This window comes from Pantoea sp. GABEPS69 (assembly GCF_045780835.1).
Lineage (GTDB): Bacteria > Pseudomonadota > Gammaproteobacteria > Enterobacterales > Enterobacteriaceae > Pantoea > Pantoea septica.
The window spans coordinates 517,547-529,922 of sequence record NZ_CP118618.1; the positions used below are offsets into that span (position 1 = coordinate 517,547).

At 60.3% G+C, this 12,376-nt stretch carries 16 protein-coding genes; 14 read left to right on the plus strand and 2 right to left on the minus strand.

Features of this window, described 5'->3' with window-relative positions:
• Positions 1 to 49 precede the first annotated feature (49 nt).
• Genes PVE98_RS02555 through PVE98_RS02580 form a run of 6 tightly spaced genes read left to right on the plus strand, consistent with a single transcriptional unit; the run spans position 50 to position 4,143 of the window.
• Positions 50 to 640 (plus strand): phage baseplate assembly protein V, encoded by a 591-nt coding sequence (locus tag PVE98_RS02555; protein WP_033755077.1) that lies wholly within the window; start codon positions 50 to 52, stop codon positions 638 to 640.
• Positions 640 to 987 (plus strand): GPW/gp25 family protein, encoded by a 348-nt coding sequence (locus PVE98_RS02560; protein WP_096072060.1) that lies wholly within the window; start codon positions 640 to 642, stop codon positions 985 to 987. The genes PVE98_RS02555 and PVE98_RS02560 overlap by 1 nt, the downstream gene beginning before the upstream one ends.
• Positions 988 to 991: 4 nt before the next feature.
• Positions 992 to 1,900: a baseplate J/gp47 family protein gene (locus tag PVE98_RS02565; RefSeq protein ID WP_096072061.1), complete on the plus strand. Its 909-nt coding sequence runs from the start codon at positions 992 to 994 to the stop codon at positions 1,898 to 1,900.
• Positions 1,893 to 2,501: a phage tail protein I gene (locus PVE98_RS02570; RefSeq protein ID WP_033755085.1), complete on the plus strand. Its 609-nt coding sequence runs from the start codon at positions 1,893 to 1,895 to the stop codon at positions 2,499 to 2,501. The genes PVE98_RS02565 and PVE98_RS02570 overlap by 8 nt, the downstream gene beginning before the upstream one ends.
• A complete protein-coding gene (locus PVE98_RS02575; RefSeq protein WP_096072081.1) occupies positions 2,498 to 3,553 on the plus strand; it encodes a phage tail protein in 1,056 nt (351 codons plus the stop codon). The genes PVE98_RS02570 and PVE98_RS02575 overlap by 4 nt, the downstream gene beginning before the upstream one ends.
• Positions 3,553 to 4,143, plus strand: a complete 591-nt coding sequence (locus tag PVE98_RS02580) for a tail fiber assembly protein (protein ID WP_096072064.1) — start codon at positions 3,553 to 3,555, stop codon at positions 4,141 to 4,143. The genes PVE98_RS02575 and PVE98_RS02580 overlap by 1 nt, the downstream gene beginning before the upstream one ends.
• Before the next feature lie 96 nt (positions 4,144 to 4,239).
• Here PVE98_RS02580 and PVE98_RS02585 read toward each other — a convergent pair whose 3' ends face one another.
• Together PVE98_RS02585 and PVE98_RS02590 are read right to left on the minus strand one after the other, a co-directional pair.
• Positions 4,240 to 4,632 (minus strand): tail fiber assembly protein, encoded by a 393-nt coding sequence (locus PVE98_RS02585; protein WP_096072063.1) that lies wholly within the window; start codon positions 4,630 to 4,632, stop codon positions 4,240 to 4,242.
• The gene (locus PVE98_RS02590) at positions 4,632 to 5,294 is read right to left on the minus strand and encodes a hypothetical protein (RefSeq protein WP_227741462.1); all 663 of its coding nucleotides are present in this window, start codon (positions 5,292 to 5,294) and stop codon (positions 4,632 to 4,634) included. The genes PVE98_RS02585 and PVE98_RS02590 overlap by 1 nt, the downstream gene beginning before the upstream one ends.
• Before the next feature lie 33 nt (positions 5,295 to 5,327).
• Between PVE98_RS02590 and PVE98_RS02595 the strand changes: the two genes are divergently transcribed.
• From PVE98_RS02595 to PVE98_RS02630, 8 genes are all read left to right on the plus strand, one after another.
• On the plus strand, positions 5,328 to 5,909 hold the full coding sequence (locus PVE98_RS02595) for a recombinase family protein (protein WP_096072066.1): 582 nt from the start codon (positions 5,328 to 5,330) through the stop codon (positions 5,907 to 5,909).
• Positions 5,910 to 6,051: 142 nt separating this feature from the next.
• Positions 6,052 to 7,221: a phage tail sheath protein gene (locus PVE98_RS02600; RefSeq protein WP_096072067.1), complete on the plus strand. Its 1,170-nt coding sequence runs from the start codon at positions 6,052 to 6,054 to the stop codon at positions 7,219 to 7,221.
• A gap of 12 nt (positions 7,222 to 7,233) precedes the next feature.
• Positions 7,234 to 7,743 carry a phage major tail tube protein gene (locus PVE98_RS02605; protein ID WP_048786510.1) on the plus strand — a complete coding sequence of 170 codons (510 nt, stop codon included), beginning with the start codon at positions 7,234 to 7,236 and terminating at the stop codon, positions 7,741 to 7,743.
• A gap of 51 nt (positions 7,744 to 7,794) precedes the next feature.
• Positions 7,795 to 8,091 carry a phage tail assembly protein gene (locus PVE98_RS02610; RefSeq protein WP_096072068.1) on the plus strand — a complete coding sequence of 99 codons (297 nt, stop codon included), beginning with the start codon at positions 7,795 to 7,797 and terminating at the stop codon, positions 8,089 to 8,091.
• A gap of 14 nt (positions 8,092 to 8,105) precedes the next feature.
• A complete protein-coding gene (locus PVE98_RS02615; RefSeq protein WP_051905658.1) occupies positions 8,106 to 8,228 on the plus strand; it encodes a GpE family phage tail protein in 123 nt (40 codons plus the stop codon).
• On the plus strand, positions 8,221 to 10,680 hold the full coding sequence (locus PVE98_RS02620) for a phage tail tape measure protein (protein WP_096072069.1): 2,460 nt from the start codon (positions 8,221 to 8,223) through the stop codon (positions 10,678 to 10,680). Before PVE98_RS02615 ends, PVE98_RS02620 begins: the two co-directional genes overlap by 8 nt.
• Entirely contained in the window at positions 10,677 to 11,168 is a 492-nt protein-coding gene (locus PVE98_RS02625; RefSeq protein ID WP_096072070.1) for a phage tail protein, read from the plus strand. Before PVE98_RS02620 ends, PVE98_RS02625 begins: the two co-directional genes overlap by 4 nt.
• 14 nt (positions 11,169 to 11,182) lie before the next feature.
• On the plus strand, positions 11,183 to 12,307 hold the full coding sequence (locus PVE98_RS02630) for a contractile injection system protein, VgrG/Pvc8 family (RefSeq protein ID WP_096072080.1): 1,125 nt from the start codon (positions 11,183 to 11,185) through the stop codon (positions 12,305 to 12,307).
• The last annotated feature ends 69 nt before the right edge of the window (positions 12,308 to 12,376 follow it).

The window sequence follows — 12,376 nt, forward strand, 5'->3', positions numbered from 1 at the left end:
GGTCGGCGTCGCGTTGCTGGCCGCATGCACCGGAGGTAACACTAGCGACATGAACGAACATATCAGCGAAATCCTGCGCCTGCTGCGCAACCTTATCCGCATCGGCACCGTCTCGGCGGTGGATCCGCAAAGCGGGCGCTGCCGCGTACGCAGCGGCGACAATGAAACCGGCTGGCTGCCGTGGCTCAGCGCCCGCGCCGGACGCTCTCGCGCCTGGAGCGCGCCGTCAATCGGCGAGCAGGTGCTGGTGCTGAGCCTGGGCGGCGAGCTGAATACCGGCTTTATCCTGCCGGGTATTTTCTCCGACAGCCATCCTGCGCCTTCCGCCTCGGCTGATGCGCTGCACTGGGCGTTTCCCGACGGCGCGGTTATCGAGTATGAGCCGCAGAACGGCGCGCTCAGGGCGAGCGGCATTCAGACCGCTCGCCTGCAGGCGGCGACCAGCATCCTGCTCGACGCGCCGCTGGTGGAGTGCAGCGCAAAGCTGAAAACCGCCACGCTGGAGGTGACCGGCGGCGGCACGCTGCAGGGCAACGTGACCCACAGCGGCGGCAGCCTGAGCTCTAACGGCATCGTGGTGGACGCCCATCAGCATGGCGGCGTGAAGTCGGGCGGCGATCTTTCTGGAGGACCGCAGTGATGGCCGAAAGATATATCGGTATGAGCCGCGACAGCGGCGCGGCGCTGGCGGAGCTGGAGCATATCCGCCAGTCGGTGCGCGATATTTTGACCACGCCGCTCGGCTCCAGAGTCATGCGTCGCCGCTACGGCTCGCTGCTCTCGGCGCTGATCGACCAGCCGCAAAACCCGGCGCTGCGCCTGCAGATCATGTCCGCCTGCTATATGGCGCTGTTGCAGTGGGAGCCGCGCATTCAGCTGAGCGCTATCAGCTATGAGGCGTCGTATGACGGCGGCATGACGGTAGAGCTTACCGGCAGCCGCAGCGATACGGCGCAAGCATTTTCCCTGACCATTCCCGTGAGCTGAACCTATGGCAACCATTGACCTGAGCCAGCTGCCTGCGCCCGACGTGGTGGAGGCGCTGGATTATGAAACCCTGCTGGCCGAGCGTAAGGCGACGCTGATTTCCCTCTATCCGGCCGAGCAGCAGCCGGCGATAACCCGCACGCTGGCGCTGGAGTCGGAGCCGCTGGTGAAGCTGCTGCAGGAGAACGCCTATCGCGAGCTGATCCTGCGCCAGCGCATCAACGAGGCGGCGAAAGCCAATATGGTCGCCTGGGCGACCGGCGCCGATCTCGACCAGCTGGGCGCCAACAACGGCGTGACCCGACTGACGCTTAGAGCGGCGGACAACAGCACGCTGCCGCCGACCGCGGCGGTGATGGAGAGCGACGACAACTTCCGTATGCGCATCGCCGCCGCGTTCGAAGGGCTGAGCGTGGCGGGGCCGAGCGGCGCCTACGAGTATCACGCCAAAAGCGCCGATGGACGCATAGCGGACGTTTCCGCCACCAGTCCGGCGCCGGCGGAGGTGGTGATCACCGTGCTGAGCCGCGAAGGCGACGGCACCGCGCCTGCCGATCTGCTGACCATCGTGGCCAACGCGCTCAACGACGAAGATGTGCGTCCGGTGGCCGATCGCGTTCGGGTGCAGGCGGCCGCTATCGTCAGCTACCGCGTCGACGCGACGCTGTTTCTCTATCCTGGCCCGGAAGCGGAGCCTATCCGCGCCGCCGCCGAAGCGAAGCTGCTCGCCTTTATCAACGCCCAGTCGCGGCTGGGACGCGATATCCGCCAGTCGGCGCTTTACGCCGCGCTGCATGTGGAAGGCGTGCAGCGCGTCGAGCTGGCGCAGCCGACGGCCGATGTGGTGCTGGATAAAACCCAGGCTGCGTACTGCAGCGGCTACAGCATCACGGTAGGAGGTTCCGATGAGTGATCGGCTGCTGCCAACCGGCTCCTCGCCGCTCGAGGTCGCCGCCGCCCGGGCGTGCGCCGATATCGAGGCGATGCCGGTGCCGCTGCGCCAGCTATGGAACGCGCAGACCTGCCCGGTGGCGCTGCTGCCTTATCTCGCCTGGGCCTGGTCGGTCGACCGCTGGGACGCCGGGTGGAACGAGGCGACCAAACGCAACGTCGTCGCCGCCTCGGAGTATGTGCACCGGCATAAAGGCACCATCGGTTCGCTGCGGCGCATCGTCGAGCCGCTCGGCTATCTGATCCGCATTATCGAGTGGTGGAAAACCGGCGACGCGCCGGGCACGTTTCGCCTCGACGTCGGCGTGCTCGATACCGGCATAACCGAGGAGATGTACAACGAGCTGGAGCGGCTGATCGCCGATGCGAAGCCGTGCAGTCGGCATCTGATCGGCCTTTCGATCAATCTCGATTCGAGCGGAACGCTGCCGGTAGCGGCCGCCAGCTACAGCGGCGACGAGCTAACGGTTTATCCCTACACCCCTGAAATCATCACCGTGAACGGGCCTGGCTACACCGGCTCAGCGGTACATTTAATTGACCTGACGGAAGTGCGCACATGACAACGAAATATTATGCCCTGCTGACCAATCAGGGCGCGGCCAAGCTGGCGAACGCCACGGCGCTCGGCACTAAGCTGCAGATCACTGACATGGCGGTAGGCGACGGCGGCGGCGCGCTGCCGACGCCGGATGCCTCGCAGACGAAGCTTATCGGCGAGAAACGCCGCGCGGCGCTGAATTCATTAAGCGTCGATGCGGCCAACAGCAGCCAGATTATCGCCGAGCAGATTATTCCCGAGAACGAAGGCGGCTTCTGGATCCGCGAAATCGGCCTGTTTGACGCCGACGGCGTGATGATTGCCGTCGCTAACTGCGCCGAGACCTATAAGCCGCAGCTGCAGGAGGGCAGCGGCCGCACGCAGACGGTGCGCATGATTATCATCGTCAACAGCGCCGCGTCAGTGACGCTGAAGATCGACCCGTCGGTGGTGCTGGCGACGCGCCAGTATGTGGATGACAACATTATCGAGGCGAAGCAGTATGCGGATAAGGGCATCGCTGACCACGTTGCGGCGGCGAACCCGCATAAGCAGTATCTGCAGATCGCGAACGCGCTGGCGGAGGTGAAGAGTGCGGGGAAGGTGGCGGATGTTCTACAAAACCTTGGTTTAGGAGAAGGCTCGGCGCTGCCGGTGGGCGTGCCTATTCCCTGGCCGTCCGCTACGCCGCCCACAGGCTGGCTGAAGTGCAACGGCGCCGCGTTTAATGCCGCGACTTATCCGTTGCTGGCCAAGGCATATCCGTCACTGAAGCTTCCCGATCTGCGTGGCGAGTTTATTCGTGGCTGGGATGATGGGCGCGGGGTAGACAGCGGACGAAGCCTTTTATCATTTCAGGCTGATGAACTCAGATCGCACAATCATCGTTTTGTGAATGAGTATGGTACGCCTACAGCGAACATCATTGCTTATACAGACCAAAATAGCGAAAGCGTCGATGTGACAAATATGACAGGGAACCGATGCCATACATATATTTATATGGAAAAGACAGGGGGAGTCGAGACTCGCCCGAGAAATATCGCATTTAACTATATAGTGAGAGCAGCATAATGATAAATATCACTCTGGATAAAAATGGTCTTGCAGATACAGCCGGCATGATAACTATTTACAATTATGATGCAAAAACTGGCGAGTATATCAATAGCGCTGAAGAATATTTTCCGCAGGGCTTAGGTGTGCCGGCTAATTCAACTATTGTGGCGCCGCTAGTTGTTAAGAAAAATAATGTGGCTGTTTTTCGTGAAGGTAAATGGCAGGCCATCGCCGATCATCGGGGGGAAACGGTATACGCGATTGCGGATGGTGCTGAGATAGAAGTTACTGAGCCAGGTGATTATCCAGCTGGAACAACCACGTCAAAGCCTGCTACCGTTTTCGATAAATGGGACGGGACAAAGTGGGTAACAGATACTGAGGAACTAAACGCTGAACAAGTTAAGTCCGCAGAGCGTAAAAAGGCATCCTTATTGGCAGAAGCGCAGGCAAAGATCAGTATCTGGCAGACTGAGCTGCAGTTAGGTATTATCGAAAATGAGGATAAAGCAACTTTGATAAGCTGGTTATCCTATATTAAAGCGCTACAAAAAACAGATACCATCACTGCGCCAGATATAAAATGGCCAGTAGTAGCTGTTTAATAAGCAAACTTCGTCACATGATAGCGTGCCTCCCATTCTATTTAGGCGGCTCTTGAAGCAGCCGCACCTGAATATAATTCAGGTGCGACTTATTAATTATTCAGGCTTGTCTGGCCATTCTATATCTGGCGCACTTTTCATATTGACTCGATTGAGAAGCACTCTGTATTTTTTCCATTTAGCAAGCCGTGCAACTTCTTCTTCATTTGCCATGTTGAGATCGACAGCATCCTGTAAAGGAGCAATAATTTTAGTTGCTTCTTCCATCAAGAAATTGAAGGTGATATCAGCAATCAACCCAGCGTTTTCAGATTCAATAACAGGTGCAGTGAACACATTGTTATTAAAAATGTAACCAACTTCAGGCGGCGATGATAATAGTGTAATATCAATCCATTCTAGAGAAGGATGATAAATAGCAGAAGGATCAACGCTGAGTGAGACCATTTCAACAACGCGCTGTTCCTCAATTCGGGCATAAGTTTTCATTAACTAAACTCCTCAATGTAGATGACTCCGTGCGCGCCAAAAGCCCCAACATAAGGATCGGTTCGAGTATTACCACCACCGCCTGCACCAAACCTTGGCGCACGATTTGAATTTGACCCTTCACCGCTGCGGGCACCGCCGCCCCAGTAACTTGCGCCACCATCGCCAGAGCCTCCGAAGTAAGGATTAGAGGAATCGCTGACAATACCGGGCGCGTCGCTGCCGTCACCACCGCGAATATTTAAATCGCCGCCAACCGCGTTGCCGCCACCGCCGCCCGCATTGCCATTCGCAGAAACACCGTTGCCTGCGGTTAATCGCCCATCAAAGGAACTGCTTGATGAGTCTGACGTCTCATCCGCTCCCTGGCCAACAACGCCTGCATAAGTTTTGCCTTCATCAATTGTCAGCCAGGCGATTGTAGTCCCGCCTGCCCCACCGCCTGCGCCACGCGAATGAAATCCATTGCCCCAGCCAAGGTAGCCATAGCCTCTGCCGCCACCGCCTGTCAGAATGATTTTGATACGCTTCGTTCCAGGCGACGGCTTATAGCTGACGGCCCCTGGCGTGATGAATATCTGCCGGTTAAGGAAGCGGCCAGAAAACTTTTCGCTAATACCAAGGTTTTTGATAAACCCATCTCGCATGGCAAAATCCGCCAAAATCCGCCCCAGACAAGCTTAAGAGAAAAACGTATGGCCGTGATTGGTTATATTCGCGTATCAACAATTGACCAGAACTGCGACTTACAGCGCGATGCGCTCTTAAGCGCGAATTGTGACCGTATTTTTGAAGATCGTATCAGCGGGAAGACGGCAACTCGTCCTGGCCTCAAACAGGCGCTTAAATGCATCCGCAAAGGCGATACGCTGGTCGTCTGGAAGCTGGACCGGCTTGGGCGCAGTGTGAAAAATTTGATCGCGCTGATATCCGAGCTACACGATCGCGGCGCGCACTTTCGCTCGCTAACCGACAGCATCGATACCAGTAGCGCGATGGGGCGCTTCTTTTTTCACGTTATGTCGGCGCTGGCTGAAATGGAGCGCGAACTCATCGTTGAGCGCACCCTGGCCGGGCTGGCTGCGGCCAGAGCGAAAGGACGACTTGGCGGACGGCCCAAAGCGCTAAGCCCGGATGAGGTTGAGCAAATTAGCCGGCTGCTGGCTAAGGGACATAGCCGCCAGCAGCTGGCGATCATTTATAACGTGGCGCTATCGACCCTCTATAAATACTTTCCAGCCAGGGCGCTTGAAGGCCAGTCGGCAACGACCTCCTGAACGTCATGGCGACCGCTAAAAAAGTGCTGTGAACCTTCCTGCGAGAGGCCGCTGTCCGCTCATCCTTCAGTAAACTCTAACCGCATGATTTCTCTCACCTGACCTGACAATCTGAGCGCACCCTCAACACGGAGTGCATCAGATGTCTGATTATCATCACGGTGTACGCGTTGTCGAAATTAATGACGGCACGCGCACCATTTCTACCGTATCCACCGCCGTAGTCGGCCTGGTCTGTACCGCAGACGACGCAGACGCCGCGGCTTTTCCGCTCAACACCCCGGTGCTGCTGACCAACGTGCAGGCCGCTATCGCCAAAGCCGGCAGCAAAGGCACGCTGTCGGCGTCGCTGCAGGCGATTGCCGACCAGTCGAAACCGGTTACCGTCGTGGTTCGTGTCGCCGAAGGGGCGACCGCCGCGGAAACGATCTCCAACCTTATCGGCACCACCGATGAAAACGGCCAGTACACCGGCATGAAGGCGCTGCTTACCGCGCAGACGCAGCTCGACGTTAAGCCGCGCATTCTCGGCGTGCCGGGGCTCGATTCGCAGGAAGTGGCGACCGCGCTGGCAGGCATCGCGCAGCAGCTGCGCGCCTTCGCCTATGTCTCCGCCTGGAACTGCAAAACCATCAGCGAAGCGATGAACTACCGCAAAAACTTCAGCCAGCGCGAGCTGATGGTGATCTGGCCCGACTTTGTCGCCTGGAACACCGCCACCAACGCCGCCGAAACTGCCTATGCGACGGCGCGCGCCCTCGGCCTGCGCGCCAAAATCGACAACGACACCGGCTGGCATAAAACCCTGTCGAACGTCGGCGTCAACGGCGTGACCGGCATCTCCTCATCGGTCTTCTGGGATCTGCAGCAGAGCGGTACTGACGCCGACCTGCTGAACGAAGCCTGCGTTACCACGCTGATCCGCAAAGATGGCTTCCGCTTCTGGGGCAACCGCACCTGCAGCGACGATCCGCTCTTTGTGTTTGAAAACTACACCCGCACCGCGCAGGTGCTGGCCGACACCATGGCCGAAGCGCACATGTGGGCCAATGACAAACCGCTGACGCCGGTGCTGGTGCGCGAAATCGTGGCGGGCATCAACGCCAAATTCCGCGAGCTGGTCAACGCCGGCTACCTGCTGGGCGCGTCTGCCTGGTACGACGAAAGCGCGAACGACGCCGCGACCCTGAAGGCGGGCAAACTCTTTATCGACTACGACTACACGCCGGTGCCGCCGCTGGAAGATCTGACGCTGCGCCAGCGCATCACCGACACCTATCTGGCGAACTTCGCCGCATCCGTTAACAGCTGAGGAGCCGGATAAATGGCACTACCCCGCAAACTGAAAGGGCTGAACCTTTTCAATGATTCAAACAGCTATCAGGGCGTTGTCTCTTCCGTCACCCTGCCGAAACTCTCGCGCAAGCTGGACGCCTATCGCGGCGGCGGCATGAACGGCGCCGCCTTTATCGATAACGGTCTGGACGACGACGCGCTCGATATGGAGTGGACCATCGCCGGTATGGACGACCTGGTGCTGACGCAGTGGGGCGGTTCTGCCGTACCGCTGCGCTTCACCGGCTCCTACCAGCGTGACGACACCGGCGAAGAGATCGCGGTGGAGATTGAGGTGCGCGGCCGTCATCAGGCGTTCGACTTCGGCGAAGCCAAACAGGGCGAGGATACCGAAACCAAAATCACCACCAAAAACACCTACTTCAAACTCACCTGGAACGGTAAAGAGCTGATCGAGATCGACACCGTCAACATGGTCGAGAAGGTGAACGGCGACGACCGCCTTGCCCAGCGCCGTAAAAATCTCGGCCTGGCTTAACCCTGACGCCAGCGCCCGGCGCTGGCTTTTTCATCTGTATGAGAGAGAAACATGGAACAAAAAGAGAATATGGTTGAGCTGGAAACCCCGCTGAAACGCGGCGACGCCACGATCGCGCAGGTTGAGCTGATGAGGCCGAGCGCCGGTTCGCTGCGCGGCGTGCGCCTTGCCGATCTCGCATCAAGCGACGTCGATGCGCTGCTGACGGTGCTGCCGCGCATCACGCTGCCTGCGCTGACCAAAGCGGAGTGCAACAGCCTTGACCCGGTAGATCTCATCGCGCTCGGCGGCAAGGTGATTGGTTTTTTGCAAGCGAAGTCGGCAGCGTCGACTGGCCTGGCGGACTGACGGTCAACGATCTGATGGCTGATATCGCCGCCATTTTTCACTGGCCCCTTTCTGAAATGAACGATCTGCCGCTGGCCGAGCTGCTCGACTGGCGGCATAAAGCCCTGATCCGCAGCGGAGCAAATACGGATGAGTGAAGACCTCAAACTGCAGGCGCTGCTGAAGGCGGTTAATCAGGCGCTGCGCCCGCTACAGAGCCTCCAGAACGAAACGCAAAACGTCGCCAGTTCGATTGCCGATACGCAACAGAGCCTGGCGGCGCTGCAGGCGCAGTCGGCGAAAATCGACGGCTTTCGCGCCGCCAGCCGCCAGCTGAGCGACACGCAGCAGCAGCTTAAACAGGCGAAGGCGGAAACAGCGGCGCTGGCGCTGGCAATGCGCGCCAGCAGTCAACCTGCGGAGCAGCAGAGCCGCGCGCTGGAAAAGGCGCGTCAGCATACCGCCGCGCTGCAAAGCCAGGCGCAGAGCCTGCGTCTGGCCGTGCAGCAGCAGCGCGCGAGCCTGAACGACGCGGGCATCTCCACGCGCAGCCTGAGCAGCGAACAGCTGCGGCTGAAAGCGGCCGCGGCGCAGGCCAGCCAGCACCTTAACGGTCAACAGCAGCAGCTTCAGCGGCTGAACCAGCAGCAGGAGCGCCAGAACCAGACGGCGGAACGCTACCGTAAAGGGCAGGCGCTGGCGGGCCAGATCCGCAGCGGCGGCGCAGCAGCGCTCGGCCTGGCGAAAACGGGCTTCACCGCCGGCGCCGCGCTGCTGCGTCCCGGCTACGAGCTGGCGCGCGCCGATGCCGCCTTGCAGGCCAAAACCGGCCTGCAGAAAGGCTCGCCGCAGGCCGTCGCGCTGGATAAACAGGCGCGCAGCCTTAGCGTGCAGACTGGCATTCCGGCGCACGCGGTGGCACAGACCCAGCTCGATATCGCCCAGGCGGGCGGCTCGATCGATGATATCGCCTCCGCGACGCCGGTGGCGCTGAACATGGCGCAGGTCAATAGCCACTCGGCGGGGGATAACGCCGGTCTGCTGATGGACGCGAAAAGCGCGTTCGGCCTCGACAGCGGCGATATCGCCCACCTTGGCGATGTGCTTAACGCCACCCTCGACCAGACCGGCATGAAGTTTGAAGATCTGAGCAGCGCGCTGAGCAGCGTCGCGCCGGTGGCGAAAAGCGCCGGCGTCGGCGTTGAGCAGACCTCTGCCATGCTGGGGCTGCTGGCGCAAAATCACATTACCGGCGCGGCGGCGGGCGAAGAGGTGGGCGCGATCCTGACGCGGCTGCAGACGCGCGACGGCGAGGGCGCTATCGCCGCGCTTGGCGTGTCCACTCGCGACGAAAACGGCGACGCGCGGCAGATCCTGCCGCTGCTGAAAGATATCCAGGCCGCGTTCGCCAGTAAGGGGATGGACGCGGCGCAGCAGGCGGACGCGCTGAAGAGCATCGTCGGCGCGAAGGCGGCTTCGTCAGCCTCGCTGCTGACGCAAGGCGCCGCCAGCGGCGAACTGGAAACGCTCACCACCTCAGTACAACACGCCGACGGCGGCACGACGCGCATGGCGCAGGCGCAGCAGGACAGCCTCGGCGGGGATCTGCAAAAGCTGGACGCCTCGAAGGCGGCTATTGGCGTTGACCTTTTTGCACCACTTGAAGGCCCGCTGCGCACGCTGACGCAGGAGGCGACGCAGTTCCTGCAGACCATCGACCTGTGGCTGCAGGATAACCCGACGCTGGCGAGCGGCATCGCCACGGCGGCGGCGGTGGCGCTGACCTTTGTCGGCGCGCTGGGCGCTATCGGCATGGCGGTCTGGCCGGTGGTCAGCGGCGTCGGCGCCATTATGGCCGGGGTCGAGATCCTCGGCGGCCTGTTCACCGTGGTGGGCGGCGCTATCGTCACCGCCATCGGTGCCATCACCTTGCCGGTGGTCGCTATCGTTGCGGCCATCGTCGGCGGCGCGCTGCTGATCCGCCAGTACTGGGAGCCCATCAGCGCCTTTATCAGCGGCGTCGCGCAGGGGTTTTCCGCCGCGATGGGGCCGATCGGCGACGCCTTCGCGCCGCTGCAGCCGGTGTTCGCCTGGGTGACGGACAAGATTAAGTTGGTATGGAACGGCTTTACCCAGCTGCTGGAGCCGGTGAAAGCGACGCAGGAGCAGCTGGCTGCCGCCGGCGATATGGGGAAAAGCTTCGGCAATATGCTCGCCGAGGCGCTAAAGATCCCCGGCCACGCGCTGGACCAGCTCACCAGCGGCATCGACTGGGTGCTGAACAAGCTCGGCATCGCCAGCAGTAAAAGCAAAGCGCTGAAGGCGGATCTGCCGCCAGATGCGACAGCCGCCGAGAACGACGCCGCGCCCGCCGCCAGCGGGCTGCAAGGTAACCTGCTGACCAGCGGCCCGAGCTACCGGCCAGCGATGGTGCCCGCCGCAGGCAGCATGACGCAGCAGAACGCCTACACCAGCAATATCACGGTGAATGCGCCAGCCGGCATGGATGCTCATGAGATTGGACGGGTTGTGCAGCAGCATTTGGATCAACAGCAGTTTGAGCAGCAAAACCGGCAGCGCAGCGCCATGACAGGAGGATTCTATCCATGATGATGATCTACGGCATGCTGCCCTTTATGCGGCAGACGCTGCCCTATAACCAGCTGATACACAGCAGCGGCTGGAACTGGGTCAGCAACAGCCGCGTCGGCATGCGCCCCGCAGCGCAGTTTACCGGCAAAGACAGCGACAAAATCTCTCTGAGCGGCGAGCTGCGCCCCGAGCTGACCGGCGGTCCGGTTAAGGCGCAGGCGTTTCAGCTGCTGGCTGACGAAGGGCGCGCCTGGCCGCTGATCGGCGGTGACGGCACTATCTACGGCATGTATGTCATCGAGAGCTTTAAGACGACGCACAGCGACTTCTACGCCGACGGCAGCGCGCGCGTGATTGCCTTCACCCTCGACCTGCTGCGCGTCGACGAGTCGCTGGTCTCGATGTTCGGCGACCTGAAAGCGCAGGGCAGCGCGCTGTGGGCGAAGGCGGAAGCGGCGGCAGGCAATCTCTCTTCAGGCATTGCGGCGGGAGGCTTCTCACTGTGAGCGAACTCAGCGCGATGGCGATTAAGGCGGGCAGCCGGCCGGCGCCCGATTTTATGCTGTGGATCGGCAGCAAGGATGTGACGCCCAATCTGCGCGATCGGCTGATCTCACTGACGCTTACCGATAATCGCGGCTTCGAAGCGGATACGCTTAACCTTGCTCTGGACGACAGCGACGGCCTGCTGCAGCTGCCGCAGCGCGGCACGGTCGTGTCGCTGTTCCTGGGCTGGGTGGGCCAGCTGCACAACAAGGGCGACTTTACGGTTGATCAGGTGAGCCACGGCGGCGCGCCCGATGTGCTGACCATTGTGGCGCGCAGCGTCGATTTTCGCGGTGAGCTGGGCAAGGCGCGCTCTCTCTCTTATCACGACGCCACGCTTGGCAGCATCGTGACGCAGATAGCCCAGCGCTGCGGATTGATTTTGCAGATGGCGGAAGGGTTCGCCGGGATCAAGATCGATCATATCGATCAGACCCACGAAACCGATCCCAGCTTTGTCACTCGCCTGGCGCAACGCTATGGCGCGGTCGCGGTTATCAAAGCGGGGCGGCTGCTTTTTTTGCGGCCTGGCAGCGGCCAGTTAGCCAGCGGCAGCGCGATACCCACGGTGACGCTGATGCGCCAGGATGGCGATAAACACAATTTTACTGTTGCCGATCGCACCACTTATAGCGGCGTGCAGGCGCGATGGCTCTCAACAAAAGAGGCGAAAACGCATGTGGTGCAGATGCAGCGCAAGGCAAAGGCCACGAACGATGCTGCGGTTGCCCATCCTGATGCGCAAAGCGCGCCGCAGTTAACGGGTAAGCAGGAAGGAGATTATCTTTCCGGCGCGAAAGAGAGCCTGCTGGTGTTGCCGGACGTTTTTAGCAGCGAAGAGGCGGCGATGCAGGCAGCGCAGGCGAAGTGGAACGAGATTCAACGCGGCGCGGCTCAGTTTACCTTTCAGCTGGCGAGCGGGCGCGCGGATCTCTATCCAGAAACTCCGGTCAGGGTCAGCGGCTTTAAAGCGGTGATAGATGCCAGCGCCTGGGTGATCAGCAAGGTGACGCACAATCTGACCGTTAACAACGGTTTTACCACCACGCTGGAGCTGGAAAACGACATCACGGATGTGGAATATGAGAGAATTAACTAACTAATAGTTAATTAATTTGCATTTTGTGAGTTATTAGGGCGATAATGAGCGCGTCAACTACTGAGGAAC